Origin of the sequence: Methylobacterium oxalidis (assembly GCF_007992195.1) — a bacterium.
GTDB classification, from domain to species: Bacteria; Pseudomonadota; Alphaproteobacteria; order Rhizobiales; family Beijerinckiaceae; genus Methylobacterium; species Methylobacterium oxalidis.
This window is the reverse complement of sequence record NZ_BJZU01000105.1, coordinates 1-12,881: the sequence shown is the minus strand read 5'-3', so window position 1 is coordinate 12,881 and position 12,881 is coordinate 1. Positions and strand designations below refer to the sequence as shown.

Sequence of the window (12,881 nt, the reverse complement as noted above, 5' to 3'; positions counted from 1 at the left end):
CTATCCGGGTGCCGAGACATCTGGCGTGGCGGTCCGAATCTGCCCTTCAGGAAGCGTACCGCTACCAAGAAGCACGTCCGAGGCAACCTGGTCTGCTTCCCATCAGCCGAGCGTTGAGGATGCATCGTAGCTGCTGGCTACGATGCAATCGGATCGGATGCGCTATTGGTGGGCTGCGACATGCTGGTGTTGCGTCCGCCTGCAGACATCTGCTTGCAACAGCGAAGCGGTCCTCCGCGAGCGGCACGTGCTAGCGAATGAGCCGCGCGGAATGTCCGGATATCGGCAGACTGAGCTCCCGAGCGGACGTGCTGCTTTCGGCCACCGTCGGGCAAACGCATCGCGCCTTCCGCGGCCGTCCGGCTGCCTATGGGCGCTTCTGAAACGGCGCGCTCGCCGGCGAGTTGTCTCAGGTGACACACTCTGGAGCCACAGGTTCAGCAGAGGGGTTCTGAGATGTCCGGCAGCAAGCTGATCCCCCTCATTTACCCGGTAGCAGGTATGGCAGGAACGCTCCTCTTCTGCGCGTTCATCCTGCATGGGGGCGACATCCTGATGCCCACTGCCCAGGCGGATGAAGAGATCTCAAGCGTGCTTGATGCCGGCTGACGTTCCTCGGTGACCGAAGCCTCGGGCGGGCGAGGCCGAGCTTCGGGGGCGAGATCGGCGGCGCCGAGAAGGCCGGCGGCAGTCTCAGGGATGGTGTCGGGAGCAAGCATCCCCGATCGATGAACGTCGCTGCAAGCCACACCGATGTGACCGCTCGCCCCGCGCCATGCCCTCGCGCATCCGAAAGCGCTGCTCGGCATGTTGTGGTGCGGCACAAGTCTAGTAAACGAGGGCCATCCGTCTGGACCCGGTGAAAGCCCGGGTGGCTCTTCCGGCCGCCGATCCGCCGGACCACGCAATCGAGACACGTCTCGGACCCGGCGCTTCGTGCGGGTACGGTCTCCTGCGGTCATCCCATGCTCACATCCCTGAAGCGCGCCCGCGCCTCCGTCGCGCGCGTCCGTGCCGACATCCTCTCCGGCCTCGTCGTCGCCCTGGCCCTCATCCCCGAAGCCATCGGCTTCTCGGTCATCGCCGGCGTCGATCCGAAGGTCGGCCTCTACGCTTCCGTCGTCATCGCCTGCGTGATCGCCTTCGCCGGGGGGCGCCCCGCCATGATCTCAGCGGCCACGGCCGCGACCGCCGTCGTCATGGTCGACCTCGTGCGCGACCACGGCGTGCAATACCTCTTCGCCGCCACCATCCTGATGGGCGCGCTGCAGGTCGGAGCCGGCTTGCTCAAGCTCGGCCGGCTGATGCGCTTCGTCTCGCAATCCGTGATGACGGGCTTCGTCAACGCGCTGGCCATCCTGATCTTCCTCGCCCAATTGCCCGAACTGACGGGCGTCACGCCCGCCACCTACGGCCTGATCGCGCTCGGCCTTCTCATCATCTACGGCTTCCCGCGGATCACGCGAGCCGTGCCGTCACCGCTCGTGGCGATCGCCGTGCTGACGGCGATCACCGCCGCCTTCCATCTCGACGTGCGCACGGTCGCGCAACTCGGTGCGCTGCCCTCCGCGCTGCCGAGCCTCGCGCTGCCCGACGTGCCCTTCACCCTCGAGACGCTGCGCATCATCCTGCCCTACGCCGTGACGCTCGCGGCCGTCGGGCTGCTGGAGAGCCTGCTGACGGCCAAGATCGTGGACGACATGACGGACACCCCGAGCAGCAAGAACCGGGAATGCTTCGGCCAGGGTGTGGCCAACATGGCGTCCGCGGTCTTCGGCGGCATGGGCGGCTGCGCGATGATCGGGCAGTCTGTGATCAACGTCTCGTCGGGCGCGCGCGGGCGGCTCTCGACCTTCGTCGCCGGAAGCGTCCTGCTCCTCCTGCTGGTGGCGCTTCAGGACCTGCTCGCGATCGTGCCCGTCGCCGCGCTGACGGCGGTGATGGTCATGGTCTCGTTCAACACCTTCCAGTGGCGCTCCCTGGCGCGGCTGCGGACGAACCCGCTGCCCTCTTCGGCGGTGATGGTCGTGACCGTGGGCGTCGTGGTCGCGACGAAGGACCTCGCGATCGGCGTGCTGGCCGGCGTGCTGCTGTCGGGCGTGTTCTTTGCCGGGAAGGTCTCGCGGCTGAGCCGGGTCGAGTCGGACCTCTCGGCCGACGGCCGGGTGCGGACCTACCGCGTGTCGGGCCAGATCTTCTTCGCCTCGGCGGGGACGTTCAGCGAGGCCGTCGACGGTGCGGAGCCGGTGGAGCGCATCGTCATCGACGTCCGGGCGGCGCATTTCTGGGACATCTCGGCGATCGGCGCGCTCGACCGCGTCGTGCTGAAGGCGCGGCGTCGCGGCAAGATGGTCGAGGTGATCGGCCTGAACGCGGCCAGCGCGACGCTGGTCGAGCGCTTCGCCACGCACGACAAGACGGGAGCGGCGGCCTCGCAGCCCGCGCACTGAGGGGTTCCCGCTTCAGCCCGGCGCGCGTCCCGTGCTCGCGAGCCGGTCGAGCAGCCACGCCAAGCCCCGGTCTGGCATCGCCGCGCGCGGAACCACGGCGTTGATCGGGAAGCGGCCGAACGGGACGGGTGCCTCGACGCCGTCGACGCCGAAGCGCGCGGCATGGGCGGCGACGAATCGCCTCGGCAGGGCGGCGACGAGATCGGTCTCGGCGATGAGTGCGAGCGCGAGCAGGAAGTTGGGCGCGGTCAGAACGGTGTGCCGCGCACGGCCGTGCCGTGCCAGGACCTGATCGACGAACCCGAACGGGTCGCCGGTCGCCGAGACCACGAGGTGGCGCATCGCGCAGTAGCGGTCGAGCGTCGGCTCCTGCGCGTAGGGGTGCCCGCGTCGCAGGGCGATGACGAAGTCCTCCTCGTAGAGCCTCGTCCGCGCGAAGCGCGCGGGCACCGCGTCGGACGGGAGGATCGCGATGTCCAGCGCTCGCGCCTCGAGAGCGGCCAGGGCGTCGCGCCACGCGCGCTCGGGCGAGACGTCGCCCTGGACAGGCAGAAGCTGGCTCAGGCTGACGGCGACGTCCGGGGCCTGCGCGCGCAGGCTCGCGAGAAGCGCCGGCAGGACGACGGCCGACACCCCGTCGGGCGCTCCGACCGTGAAGCGCCGCCGCGAGCGTGCCGGATCGAACGGCTCGGCGACCGCGAGGACGGCTCGGACCCGAGTGAGGATCTCGCCGACGGGAGCGGCCAGCTCCATCGCCCGATCGGTCGGCACGACGCCCCTCGGGGTGCGCAGGAACAGAGGATCGTTCAGGAGCCGGCGGAGCCGTCCGAGGCCGTGACTGACGGCCGATGGCGACAGGTTCAGGCGCTCGGCCGCGCGCCCGACATGCCGCTCCGCCAGCACCGCCTCGAACAGCACCAGCAGGTTGAGGTCTACCCGGGAAAGGTCGATCTCGTTCAGCATATCGCTGAGATCGTATCACTGGCTTCAGCACGCGCGAGGGACGATGCAGGAGCGGCAGCGCGGTTGCTGCGTCTCATCACAGGAGAGGGCCGCAGATGTCTCCATCCCGACGCGCGATTCTTGCAGGCGCCGGCGCGAGCCTCGTCCCGACCCTTGCACAGTCCGACGAGGTCGCCCGGCTCGCCGCGCGCTGCGCGGAGGCGCACGGCGCGCTGATGCGCGGTGACGTCGACACCTACCGGGCACTGATCCGCTACACGGACGACTTAACGCTGATGACCCCGTTCGGCGGCGCGCCGACGCGCGCTTCGGATCTGACCGACGAGCGTGTGCAGGCGATGGCGCACTTCTTCCGGAACGGCACCTTCGAGCAGCAGGTCGTCCAGGCCTACGGCGCGACCGATCTGGTCGCGCTGGTTGTCGTCGAGCGCCAGCACGTGGAGGTCGGCGGGCTGCCGGCTCAGGACTGGCCCTTGCGGGTGACGCTCATCTTCCGCCGTGTCGGCTCGGACTGGCGGCTGGCCCATCGCCACGCCGATCCGCTGGTGGCCGGCATCAGCGTGGAGCGAGCAGCCGCCCTCGCCAGGGGCGAGTGATCGCCAGCCGTCACCTCAAGCGAGCCCGTCATACTGAAGGGCGCGGCTGCTGAGGCGTCGCTGAGAACTTGGCAGCGCTGAGTTGCGCAGTTGAACGTGCCCGAGTTTCACAACGGAAGCGGAGCGGCCCGGCTGTCACGTCCGCTTCGATGCCCTCACGTCTCGAAAGCGGAGGTTCCGGTTCTGGCCAGAGCCGGCCATTTCCATTTCGTGTCCTTCCTGCCGCTGAAACGTCCCAGAACGACCTTCAGAGTACGTGTGCGTGCAATGACCGATGGCTTTCCATCGCTCAAGCGGCGGTGGCTGGCGGGGCCTTACGGCGCGACTGCAGGCGGGCAGTCTCTTCAGGGCCGAGTGCGAGCACAAGCTTGACCGCCTCTTCGACGAAGGCTGACGGTGTCGTGCCAGCCCGCTGGGCTGCGCGCGCGATCTCAAGCCCCAGCGCGAGGTCGATCTGCACCGGTGCCGTGCGGCCCACCCTCTCCGAAGCAGCCGGCACAGGCGGCGTGGCCGGAGCGGATGATCGCGACAGGCCGCGCGCCTCGCGCCGTCCTTGCGCGGCTAATCGGTCGGCGCGTTCGTTGAGCGGGTCGCCGGCATGACCCCGCACCCAGGTCCAACGCACGTCTCGGCTGCTGGCGAGCTCGTCGAGGCGCTTCATCAGATCGACGTTCTTCACCTCGCCGGTGGTGGTTCGCCAGCCCTTCGCCTTCCAGCCGCGCATCCATTCGGTGACGGACTTGATCACGTACTGGCTGTCACAGCGCATCTCGAGCTGCGCGCCGTCGGGAAAGTGCTCCAGAGCCCGGATGGCGGCAGTCAGCTCCATGCGGTTGTTGGTGGTGCCGAGATCTCCGCCGCAGAGTTCGAGCATGCCATTCGGACCGGAGATGACGACGCCCCACCCGCCCGGGCCCGGATTGGGGTCGCAGCCGCCGTCGGCATAGACAACCATTCGCATCGCGTTCGTCCTTCAGGAACGAGGGTCTGGTGCCGCGTCTGCTGTAGGCCGACCCGTGACAGCGGGCCTTACGGCTTCAGCGGCATACCGCCCTGCTAGCGGCAGGCTGGAAACGAATGGTTTACCCCAACCGCTCGACCACGCATGTGCACGGCGCAGTCGGCCCGACCCATTCACATGCGATTGCGTGCATCTGGTCGAATGCGGGTGTGCACTTGGCTCGAAGCGCTAGTGAAGGAGGCGATGGAGCTGCAGCGGCCCTCGTCCGGCCGATGATGCAGGTCATCGCTTGCGGCACGCGAAGCGGCAAGGGGTTGATTAGACGGGTCTTACCCTCACATGTGTCAACTGCCGAAAGAAAGTTTTCGGTATATTTTTGCACAGCCGCGCTTGATTTGCTTGTGGCAATGGTGATCTACAGCCGCTGAGGGTAGCACAAACTACGGATCTTGAGCGTGATCGAAGAAATGCAAGGGCCGAGCCCAGACTTCATCGGGCTTGCAGCCGACATCGTCTCGGCCTATGTGACCAAGAACTCCCTGCCGGTTGCCGATTTGCCGGGTCTGATCGCTGGCGTGCACGCGGCCCTGAGCGGCCTCGCTGCTGGCGGGCCTCAGACCAACGCTGAGGAAGAGGTTCAAAAGACGACTCCATCGCAGATCCGCAAGTCGATCACGCCGGACGCGCTGATCTCGTTCATCGACGGTAAGCCCTACAAGACCCTGAAGCGCCACCTGACTGGGCATGGGCTCGATCCGCACAGCTACCGCCAGCGCTTTGGTCTGCCCAACGACTACCCGATGGTGTGCGCCAGCTACGCGGCCCAGCGCTCCGAACTTGCCAAGTCGATCGGCCTCGGCCGGCCGGGTGCCCGTGCCTCTGACGAAGAGACAGCGAAAGCTCCAAAGAGGCGCGGCCGCCGCAAGGCTGCCTGAAAGCAGCCGCTTCTCAGCGTGCCGCAGCAAGCTTGAGGACCGGCCTTAGCTACCGATCCTCAATGGTCGACGGCCTAAAGCTCAGCTGGGAAGGCCGATCTGAAAGCAATCCGAATGCTATTCGCCGGGCAAGAGCGACGCCGTTCCGTCCGCACGATTGCCAACGTACCTGGGACGGCCACGTTCGCAAACGGACGACAGGTTACCTGCACCGTGGTGGACCAGTCGGACACGGGAGCGAAGCTGGCTTTCAGTGCGATTGGGTTGTTGCCGGAGCGCTTCGAGCTCTCGTTCGGGGCAAGAAAGGCGCGGCCCGTGAGCGTGGTCTGGCGGCGAGGCTTGGAGGTCGGCGTGGCCTTCGTCTGATTGCGCGTCCAAAGGGCGCCTGCCGATCCGCTTGACCATGCTGCTCGCGGGCTGTCAGAGCGACGCGATGGACCCCACCATCCCGCCTGCCATCCTGTTCGGCCTCGCCCGTGACATCCTCCGCAACGAGATGGGCAAGCGCATCGAGCAGCGCCGGACCGTCGGGCGCGACACGCCTGAAGGGGCACGCCTGACGCAAGAGATCTCCACGCTGGTCAACCTCGGCAAGGATCTCGACGAGACCACCGCGAGGCAGATCATCGCAGCGGGCCGAGCAGCCGCAGATGGCAAGCTCGCTGCGCCGAAGATGCCGCGGTTGGATGCGGCGGAGATCCGTGAGCGCTATCCGGAGCTTCTCGCGGACGACGCGCAGGTGTGGATCGGTTCTGGCTGGACTGAGATCCTCGACGATGTGCGGCTGCGGTGAAGAACCGCCACGTTGTCGTTCGGGTAGCACGCGAGCACTGCGCCGGTCTGCACCTGATCATCGGGCCTGTCGGTGATTGGAAGGAGGCCGACTTCGATCTCGCCGCCGAGGTGACAGAGCGGACGTGGTCGCGCTCTCTGCAGGTGTGCGAGACCTGTGGCTGCCACTCAGCCGAAGGAGCATGGTCGCGGTACCGGACACGCTGCGCCGAACACGCGGAGGTTCGATAGTAGGGCTGCTCAGCCGCGCGCCGGCCGCCAGCCCGCCGCCTTCGCCTCGTCCTCCGAACAGAACATGCGCTCGCCGCCTGCCTCGTCGATGCGGGTTCGCTCGTAATCGCGCGTGCCCGGCAGGTGATAAACCGTCTCGCCCTTTCTCGAAATGTTGCCCTTAATCTGGCAGCCTCCTGAAACCCGTGGGGCGGCGGCCTCTGGTCGGGTGGCCACGCCCTGCTCGCGCTTGGCCCGGCGCCATTCCTGCGGCTCTTGGAACGTTCCGGCCCAGATGCCGCGCTTCAGCGCCTTGGCTGTGAGTTCCTGCTGCACGAGGCCTCCGAGTACCGCCGATATGCCATGGCGTGCCCTTGCCCCACCATCCAGCCGTTCAGATCCTCGCTGCCCAATCGGCACGCAGCGACGGTGCGGCCGTACTGGTCCGTGTCGCGCGGCTCGCACGACACGCTGGCGCTGCCCACCCGCTTGGGAATTCAAGTGGAGATCGGGTTTGAAACGCGCGTGGGGCTTGCTGTGTGACAGACCGCAGACCCCGGCGACCTCTTTGCAGTAGGACGCGTCATGTCGCTGCAAGTCGGCCCTCGCGCAGGAAGTCTTCATGTCCGGCGAGGTAATCGATCTCGTTCATACGAAAGGACTTACCGCCGCAGTCAACTCTCGCTGTCTGCCGATGCTCATCGCTGAGAGCCTTAACGAATGTCACAGCCTGCATGAGTCCTGCAAAAGCTCGAGTTTTTCCCTTTCGATGAGCCTCGCCTCGCTCAGAGAGCACGCTCACTTTCCAATGAACGACGGCATAGCGATTCCACTCGATCGCGTTCTGCACCACGATATCCCTGAAAGCTGACGCACACCTACCCCACCGTTTGAATGGCGGTCGAGGGTGCGCGGCGAATTTCATGCAATTTGCGGCATTATCCATGAACCGTAACTGTATGAAGCCGGATTTTCACCGCTGGCACCGATGTGCCTGGCGGAACGAGGTGGGGCTGATACCGCCCGGCGTCACAGTCGGGAATTCAGGTGGTGAGCCCTATCCTCGGGTCATGGCGGAGACGAACATCCTCGACCTCGTGCTGAGCAACGTGATCCGCTTCCTGATCGAAGGTGGTCTGCCGCTGCAGGTCGTCGAGGAGGAGGGCAAACTCCGCTATTTCGCTGAGGGCAGAGGGCTCGATGCCGGCCAGATCATAGCATCGGCGCGCTTGCTCGGAATGAAGGGCCTGACGCCGCCTGCCAATGGCTGAGAATTTGACAACCGGTGACATGTTCAAGGCGAAGGCGATCACCGACGAAGACGTGAGCGCCGTGGTCGACGCATACATGGCCGACCCCACCACGAGCCTCTTCGTGTTCGGCGATGGCTACGGCCTCGCGCCCGGCGTCCTCTCGCACGCTAGGGCCTCGCAGACCGTCCTCAACGCCAATGCCACCGACCAGCTGAGGCGCGCCGCGGTGAGCACCGCGATCCTGCTGGCGCGGTCGGAGCGATGATCCAGTCCGGCAGGACGCAAGTGTACGGTCGCTTGATCGCTCAAGCCCGTGTTGTCTTGATGGAACTCGGCCTTCTCGCCTTCGGGCTGATACAGGCGACGGCATGACCGAACCCCACGATTTCCCACCGCCCTGGCGTGTGGTCGAGCTTGAGGCCGCCTACCGCGTCGAGGACGCGATCGGCTTCACGGTGGCCTATATCTGCTTCACAGAAGACCCGGAGCAACTGGGCTTCACGGGCCGCCTGTCGAAGGATGAGGCTTGGTACGTCGCGCTCCAGGTGGCCCGCGCGCCGGACATCCACATCGCTTCGATGACGCTCGAGCAGGAGCAAATCAAACCGCGATCGACTGCAGCCCGGAAGGGTCGGTGAGCCGCTTATCACGGCATGCCCTGCACTGTGTGCTTGATGCGCTGATCGACGAGTTCACGACGCTGTACGACATCCGCAGGTCATGAATGGCAGATCAAGATCACTACCTCGCTGTCTTCGAACCGAAGCTCGGAAGATTTCTAGCTATCAGTTTGCCCAGATCTCGAATAGACCGCGGATGTTTCCTAGATAGGTGTATCTGGATAAAGTGATCAGTTTCCTGCGAGAGCATAAAATCAAGGTTGTTCTCTATCTTTTCCTCGTCCCAATTCCACCAAGTGATTTTAAGCAGGTCTTGGATTTGCTGCTCAGAAAATCTCCTACGTAAAATCTCTGCAGGATTGCCACCGACTATAGCATACGGTGGGACATCTCGTGTGACAACCGCCCCCGCACCTACAACTGCTCCATGCCCGATCGTAACTCCGGACAGTATTACACACACATCCCCGAGCCAGACATCATGCCCGATCACCACATCTCCGCGTGTGCTGGGATGTCCTGCAATATGAGCGACGGAAGGTTTTAGGACGCTAAATGGATAAGTAGTAACCCAATCCATTCTATGATTTCCGCCAAGCAATATTCGGACATTGATGGCAAATGAGCAGTACTTTCCGACAATTAACTTGCCATCATTGCCATATTCTAAAACGGTTGGAGTTCCATAGCTGAAATCACCAATACTCCAACCGCACTCAATTGCGCGAATCGATAGAGCGTCCTTGGTAAAATGGTTCACGCTTCAAGCCTAATATTGAATCCGATGAAAACTGTGTATATCGATCTAGCAATCGAAGCCGATGTGCCGGCATTCGCTTGGAATGCGCTCGATCACGTCATGTGTACCACCGCTCTGCTGAGCCGAGAATACGGTCTTTCTGTTTCAAGTGCCTTCCACACTGAAACGGCCGCGCTCACAATGCGTGCCAGACTGCTGGGGCGAGCGGTCTACGGCGGTCGAGCGGATCTGCGAGGCGTTGGAGCGGCGCGGGCTGGCCGAGTGCGGTTGGACGAAGCAGCAGCCGAAGTGGCGGCGGATCAGTTAGCTCCGACGTCGCGTTCGGCTAGTCGAAGGCGCCGCAGTACTCGCGACAGGTGCCACAGCTAAAGGTGCCTCCATGCAAAAGCTCGAAGCACTCCTTGACCGCCTGAAGGCGCACCAGCGCGAGATCATCCTGGAGGCAGCCGAACGCGATATGCTCCCGCCGGACAGCATGCTGCGCCGGATCGCCGAGCTTGAGAACGTCATTGCCGCCGTAGAGGCTGTGGCGGACGAGGAGCGGCGCGGGGGCTGAGCCGGTCGCGACGCTGACCGACGGCGAGTTGGTCACCTTGGCCGGCCGTGGCATAGCGTGGCCATGAGCAACGACGTACCGCACCCCTACAGCATCGAAGTCGAGCCCCTCACCAAGCCGGAGGGCCACTTCGGTTGGACGCTCCGCCGAAGCGGAAAGCTGATCGAGAGATCGGACAGGGCCTACCGCAGCGAGGAGAAGGCTCGGGAGGCCGCTCTGGAGGCCGCCGACCGCGACAGCAAGCCCGGAGCGGGCGTAGGGCGGCGCTGAAGCCAGGCGTTAGCCCATCGCGGGCGGCCCACCATCTGGGCCTGTCGGCATCGGTACGAGTGCCAGCACCGTCCCATGCACGTCCAGAACGGCAACATTCCAGTGCTTGGGATCCCGCCCGCCGGCAACTCGCTCTTGGATGATCCTGTGCCAGATCTTGATCGCGTGGGTCTGGGCTGCATCAAGGTCGGGAAGATCGACGCCCTTGTGATCCCGGGTGACGTCATCACCGTCGTGCAGCACGTCGAAGAAGTACCAGGGCATCGATGCTCCAGCCGGCAGAGGAGTTCTGCCGGCGTCAACGCACGGGCTTGCGTGTAGGGCTCGCCTGCCTTCGGCTTCTTCGACCGAGTGATAGGTCACAGCAGCCTCGTGATGTCACGGCAGCAGGGATCCGTAGCGAAGGTGTCCCGCTTCCCACTGGCACCCGCTCCACCGCTCGCCATTGGCTGGGCACCCGGCCTCCCGGCGGGGAAGGTCACGAAAAGCCCCGCGAGCTGTGAGGCTGCGGGGTTGGATTGGAGCATCCTGAGTGCGAGGAAGGCGGCCCCGCCAGTTGTCGGAAACGATGAAGGCTGCCGGCGGGGCCGCGCTGGAGAGTGTGGTCCAGCGAGGTGATGATGCCTACGCACCAATACTGGACATTCACGCAGGTGAAGCGCGGCAAGAGAATGCCACGCGACTTCGGCTGCGAGACCTCTGGAAGCGGAAATCACGCAACCGTGAGTGGCAGAGAAAGGCGCGGCCGTTCAAACATCCGGAATTGGAGCGGGTCAGCGGATCTGGGAGCCGCTCATGAGCCCGGATATGCAGAAGTTCCTGCGCGTGCTGGCCGAACGCGGCCGTCCCATTCCGCCACGCAAGATTGGCATCGGCTGCACAGTGGCGCAGGGGAAGGCTCGCCAGGCTGCTCGCGGTCTCGGCTACGTCACCTTCGATGCGACAGCAGGCATGTGGGCGATCACCCAGGCCGGCCTTGAGGCTCTGGAGAAGGCGCAGGGTTTCCTGCTGTAAGACAATCGCGTGCGGCGAACCGAGCGGTGAATGATTGGCTGCCTACTCGGTCTGCTTCCACTCGCCGACCAAGCTCAAGGTCGCGGTGTAGCGCGTTGCGCCTCGTTCATCTCGAACGTTGACGCAGAACACGCGCTGGTCGCCGTCGGGAAGCTTCTCCCGCGCCATATCGGGCAGCATCATCATCGCCGCATCACGCGCTGCTGCCAGATTGGGGAACTCCTGACCCTCCTCATCGCGGAGGTGGAAGTCGTCGTCATTCGAGTCGATGTAGAACCGCGGCACGCCCACCCTCCCGCTTGAGCGCGGGGTGAACTCGGACCGATGACACCGGTTCCGGCACGATCAGGAGCCAGATCGGCGCAGAATGGCCCGCCGCGGCGCAAATGGGAGACTGCCGGGCGGGCCAGTGAGCCGTCGTTCAGATGCGGGATGCCCGCAGCACGTAGTTCACTGGCGCGATTGTGTCGGTCAAGCCTGCGCTGCCTTCCGTCAGGCAACGCACCGGATATCGGTCTGGATGGCGCATAGCTTCAGTTTCGAGGAACGCGCTTCTACTCCGACGCTTGGTTTCTGCAGAACACAAAGTCTCTGGAGGAAATATGAGCCCGTCAGACGCGCCCGATCCTTCGGGCTCGCAGAAGCCCACCGACGGCGGCCTCGGCAGCATCGATGACGTGCAGGGCCATCCTGGAGCCGGCAGTCCACCTGGGCCGGACGTCAAGCCGGATGCTGATCAAGATCAGCCGAGGAGTGATCCGCCACCAGGAAGACAGAGCATGCCGACGGAGGGTGGCTCGGACAAGGAAGCCGAACAGCAGCCGAGTTGAACATCGACCCTTACGCTCGCTGAAACGCAAAGCAGCTCGCTGCGACGGTGATTGTCGGGCGGGCTAAAGCGCTATGAAATCGTCCCCTCGTGAGGAAGGAGGCGCGGTCTTGAGCGTTTGTCAGTGCCTGCGTGCTTCGCTTGCTGCGACGAGCACTGCCTCCCCGGCGGCCTCACGTGCAATCTGCAACTCGTCGAGGAGCCACTGCTCGACGCATGCTGTCTGTGCGGCGCTCTCCAGCTCGAGAAGCTCGCAATATTGACTATGCTGGTCCATTGGATCGCAGGGAATTGGTTCCTCAAGGATCGATAGCAGGCGTCTTGTGATTGAGCGCGCTCGCGTGTCGCGGTTGATCATACGCTGCACTACTCTACAAGAACTCACATCACGATCAGGCAGCGTCTATCTCCAAGCAAACGCCTCCCCCGACTGATCGCGCTGATGGACTCGGAACTCACGCCGTCTGCCCGAGCCTGCATCTCCAAGCGCCAGAGGCGTTCCATCAGCACCGGCACATGTTCGCTGGCATGCTCCAGAGCAGCCTCGGCAAGCCCTGTGATCAGATGTTCGAGGGCTTCGCTAGATAGGGTCTGCGCCAATGTCCGCATCGGAGAGACCTCCGAGTCGTCGGGGGTCCCACCTGCTCATCGGCCTGCCAGACGCACATTAAG

The 12,881-nt window shown here is 64.5% G+C and carries 21 protein-coding genes and 1 other annotated feature; of the genes, 12 read left to right on the top strand and 9 right to left on the bottom strand.

From position 1 onward, the window contains the following. Positions 1 to 456: 456 nt before the first annotated feature. Both MOX02_RS31445 and MOX02_RS22400 read left to right on the top strand, forming a co-directional pair. On the top strand, positions 457 to 609 hold the full coding sequence (locus MOX02_RS31445; protein ID WP_170267955.1) for a hypothetical protein: 153 nt from the start codon (positions 457 to 459) through the stop codon (positions 607 to 609). Between the two features lie 240 nt (positions 610 to 849). Further along, positions 850 to 905 (top strand) — a sequence feature (sul1 is cis-regulatory element that is thought to sense ions involved in sulfur or methionine metabolism; They are found in Alphaproteobacteria). Between the two features lie 60 nt (positions 906 to 965). After that, entirely contained in the window at positions 966 to 2,450 is a 1,485-nt protein-coding gene (locus tag MOX02_RS22400) for a SulP family inorganic anion transporter (RefSeq protein ID WP_147028051.1), read from the top strand. Positions 2,451 to 2,462: 12 nt separating this feature from the next. On the opposite strand, the gene MOX02_RS22395 is transcribed toward MOX02_RS22400, so the two are convergent. Further along, complete coding sequence (locus tag MOX02_RS22395) at positions 2,463 to 3,413, bottom strand: LysR family transcriptional regulator (RefSeq protein WP_147028050.1); 951 nt, start codon at positions 3,411 to 3,413, stop codon at positions 2,463 to 2,465. Positions 3,414 to 3,508: 95 nt separating this feature from the next. On the opposite strand from MOX02_RS22395, the gene MOX02_RS22390 reads away from it, so the two are divergent. Continuing rightward, on the top strand, positions 3,509 to 4,009 hold the full coding sequence (locus tag MOX02_RS22390; protein ID WP_147028049.1) for a YybH family protein: 501 nt from the start codon (positions 3,509 to 3,511) through the stop codon (positions 4,007 to 4,009). Between the two features lie 289 nt (positions 4,010 to 4,298). On the opposite strand, the gene rnhA is transcribed toward MOX02_RS22390, so the two are convergent. Then, entirely contained in the window at positions 4,299 to 4,970 is a 672-nt protein-coding gene (rnhA, locus tag MOX02_RS22385; protein WP_147028048.1) for a ribonuclease HI, read from the bottom strand. Positions 4,971 to 5,425: 455 nt separating this feature from the next. Here rnhA and MOX02_RS22380 point away from each other — a divergent pair, with 455 nt between their 5' ends. From MOX02_RS22380 to MOX02_RS22370, 3 genes are all read left to right on the top strand, one after another. Then, positions 5,426 to 5,905: a Ros/MucR family transcriptional regulator gene (locus MOX02_RS22380; protein WP_373866777.1), complete on the top strand. Its 480-nt coding sequence runs from the start codon at positions 5,426 to 5,428 to the stop codon at positions 5,903 to 5,905. A 114-nt stretch (positions 5,906 to 6,019) separates the two neighbouring features. Continuing rightward, entirely contained in the window at positions 6,020 to 6,271 is a 252-nt protein-coding gene (locus tag MOX02_RS32990) for a PilZ domain-containing protein (protein WP_147028047.1), read from the top strand. A gap of 31 nt (positions 6,272 to 6,302) precedes the next feature. Continuing rightward, on the top strand, positions 6,303 to 6,698 hold the full coding sequence (locus MOX02_RS22370; RefSeq protein WP_147028046.1) for a hypothetical protein: 396 nt from the start codon (positions 6,303 to 6,305) through the stop codon (positions 6,696 to 6,698). A gap of 239 nt (positions 6,699 to 6,937) precedes the next feature. Here the strand turns inward: MOX02_RS22370 and MOX02_RS22365 are convergent, their stop codons facing one another. The 3 genes from MOX02_RS22365 to MOX02_RS22360 all read right to left on the bottom strand — a co-directional run bounded on the left by MOX02_RS22365 (position 6,938) and on the right by MOX02_RS22360 (position 7,757). Further along, positions 6,938 to 7,243 carry a sunset domain-containing protein gene (locus tag MOX02_RS22365; protein ID WP_238178877.1) on the bottom strand — a complete coding sequence of 102 codons (306 nt, stop codon included), beginning with the start codon at positions 7,241 to 7,243 and terminating at the stop codon, positions 6,938 to 6,940. After that, positions 7,213 to 7,377 carry a thermonuclease family protein gene (locus MOX02_RS32310; RefSeq protein WP_238178884.1) on the bottom strand — a complete coding sequence of 55 codons (165 nt, stop codon included), beginning with the start codon at positions 7,375 to 7,377 and terminating at the stop codon, positions 7,213 to 7,215. Before MOX02_RS32310 ends, MOX02_RS22365 begins: the two co-directional genes overlap by 31 nt. Positions 7,378 to 7,490: 113 nt before the next feature. Further along, positions 7,491 to 7,757 (bottom strand): hypothetical protein, encoded by a 267-nt coding sequence (locus MOX02_RS22360; protein WP_147028045.1) that lies wholly within the window; start codon positions 7,755 to 7,757, stop codon positions 7,491 to 7,493. A gap of 220 nt (positions 7,758 to 7,977) precedes the next feature. Between MOX02_RS22360 and MOX02_RS22355 the strand changes: the two genes are divergently transcribed. The 3 genes from MOX02_RS22355 (at position 7,978) to MOX02_RS22345 (ending at position 8,798) form a co-directional block, all read left to right on the top strand. After that, a complete protein-coding gene (locus MOX02_RS22355) occupies positions 7,978 to 8,178 on the top strand; it encodes a hypothetical protein (protein WP_147028044.1) in 201 nt (66 codons plus the stop codon). A 19-nt stretch (positions 8,179 to 8,197) separates the two neighbouring features. Beyond that, complete coding sequence (locus tag MOX02_RS22350; protein ID WP_238178872.1) at positions 8,198 to 8,425, top strand: hypothetical protein; 228 nt, start codon at positions 8,198 to 8,200, stop codon at positions 8,423 to 8,425. A gap of 103 nt (positions 8,426 to 8,528) precedes the next feature. After that, the gene (locus MOX02_RS22345) at positions 8,529 to 8,798 is read left to right on the top strand and encodes a hypothetical protein (protein ID WP_147028042.1); all 270 of its coding nucleotides are present in this window, start codon (positions 8,529 to 8,531) and stop codon (positions 8,796 to 8,798) included. A 103-nt stretch (positions 8,799 to 8,901) separates the two neighbouring features. Here the strand turns inward: MOX02_RS22345 and MOX02_RS22340 are convergent, their stop codons facing one another. Next, the gene (locus tag MOX02_RS22340) at positions 8,902 to 9,540 is read right to left on the bottom strand and encodes a CatB-related O-acetyltransferase (RefSeq protein WP_210250398.1); all 639 of its coding nucleotides are present in this window, start codon (positions 9,538 to 9,540) and stop codon (positions 8,902 to 8,904) included. Between the two features lie 379 nt (positions 9,541 to 9,919). Here MOX02_RS22340 and MOX02_RS31440 point away from each other — a divergent pair, with 379 nt between their 5' ends. After that, a complete protein-coding gene (locus tag MOX02_RS31440) occupies positions 9,920 to 10,096 on the top strand; it encodes a hypothetical protein (protein WP_170267954.1) in 177 nt (58 codons plus the stop codon). A gap of 63 nt (positions 10,097 to 10,159) precedes the next feature. Beyond that, positions 10,160 to 10,366 (top strand): hypothetical protein, encoded by a 207-nt coding sequence (locus MOX02_RS22335; protein ID WP_147028041.1) that lies wholly within the window; start codon positions 10,160 to 10,162, stop codon positions 10,364 to 10,366. A gap of 9 nt (positions 10,367 to 10,375) precedes the next feature. Here the strand turns inward: MOX02_RS22335 and MOX02_RS22330 are convergent, their stop codons facing one another. Beyond that, on the bottom strand, positions 10,376 to 10,630 hold the full coding sequence (locus MOX02_RS22330; RefSeq protein ID WP_147028040.1) for a DUF6894 family protein: 255 nt from the start codon (positions 10,628 to 10,630) through the stop codon (positions 10,376 to 10,378). 531 nt (positions 10,631 to 11,161) lie between these two features. Here MOX02_RS22330 and MOX02_RS22325 point away from each other — a divergent pair. Further along, positions 11,162 to 11,380 carry a hypothetical protein gene (locus tag MOX02_RS22325; protein WP_147028039.1) on the top strand — a complete coding sequence of 73 codons (219 nt, stop codon included), beginning with the start codon at positions 11,162 to 11,164 and terminating at the stop codon, positions 11,378 to 11,380. A gap of 42 nt (positions 11,381 to 11,422) precedes the next feature. On the opposite strand, the gene MOX02_RS22320 is transcribed toward MOX02_RS22325, so the two are convergent. Then, positions 11,423 to 11,665, bottom strand: a complete 243-nt coding sequence (locus MOX02_RS22320; RefSeq protein WP_147028038.1) for a DUF6894 family protein — start codon at positions 11,663 to 11,665, stop codon at positions 11,423 to 11,425. 925 nt (positions 11,666 to 12,590) lie between these two features. Next, the gene (locus MOX02_RS22315) at positions 12,591 to 12,818 is read right to left on the bottom strand and encodes a hypothetical protein (RefSeq protein WP_147028037.1); all 228 of its coding nucleotides are present in this window, start codon (positions 12,816 to 12,818) and stop codon (positions 12,591 to 12,593) included. Positions 12,819 to 12,881 lie beyond the last annotated feature (63 nt).

What these genes read in the sequence shown, in the direction of transcription:
- MOX02_RS22315 (WP_147028037.1), bottom strand. Translation starts at nt 12,818, where the DNA reads ATGCGGACATTGGCGCAGACCCTATCTAGCGAAGCCCTCGAACATCTG.
- MOX02_RS31440 (WP_170267954.1), top strand. Translation starts at nt 9,920, where the DNA reads ATGCAAAAGCTCGAAGCACTCCTTGACCGCCTGAAGGCGCACCAGCGC.
- MOX02_RS31445 (WP_170267955.1), top strand. Translation starts at nt 457, where the DNA reads ATGTCCGGCAGCAAGCTGATCCCCCTCATTTACCCGGTAGCAGGTATG.
- MOX02_RS22400 (WP_147028051.1), top strand. Translation starts at nt 966, where the DNA reads ATGCTCACATCCCTGAAGCGCGCCCGCGCCTCCGTCGCGCGCGTCCGT.
- MOX02_RS22330 (WP_147028040.1), bottom strand. Translation starts at nt 10,630, where the DNA reads ATGCCCTGGTACTTCTTCGACGTGCTGCACGACGGTGATGACGTCACC.
- MOX02_RS22335 (WP_147028041.1), top strand. Translation starts at nt 10,160, where the DNA reads ATGAGCAACGACGTACCGCACCCCTACAGCATCGAAGTCGAGCCCCTC.
- rnhA (WP_147028048.1), bottom strand. Translation starts at nt 4,970, where the DNA reads ATGCGAATGGTTGTCTATGCCGACGGCGGCTGCGACCCCAATCCGGGC.
- MOX02_RS22395 (WP_147028050.1), bottom strand. Translation starts at nt 3,413, where the DNA reads ATGCTGAACGAGATCGACCTTTCCCGGGTAGACCTCAACCTGCTGGTG.
- MOX02_RS22390 (WP_147028049.1), top strand. Translation starts at nt 3,509, where the DNA reads ATGTCTCCATCCCGACGCGCGATTCTTGCAGGCGCCGGCGCGAGCCTC.
- MOX02_RS22325 (WP_147028039.1), top strand. Translation starts at nt 11,162, where the DNA reads ATGAGCCCGGATATGCAGAAGTTCCTGCGCGTGCTGGCCGAACGCGGC.
- MOX02_RS22350 (WP_238178872.1), top strand. Translation starts at nt 8,198, where the DNA reads ATGTTCAAGGCGAAGGCGATCACCGACGAAGACGTGAGCGCCGTGGTC.
- MOX02_RS22345 (WP_147028042.1), top strand. Translation starts at nt 8,529, where the DNA reads ATGACCGAACCCCACGATTTCCCACCGCCCTGGCGTGTGGTCGAGCTT.
- MOX02_RS32990 (WP_147028047.1), top strand. Translation starts at nt 6,020, where the DNA reads ATGCTATTCGCCGGGCAAGAGCGACGCCGTTCCGTCCGCACGATTGCC.
- MOX02_RS22355 (WP_147028044.1), top strand. Translation starts at nt 7,978, where the DNA reads ATGGCGGAGACGAACATCCTCGACCTCGTGCTGAGCAACGTGATCCGC.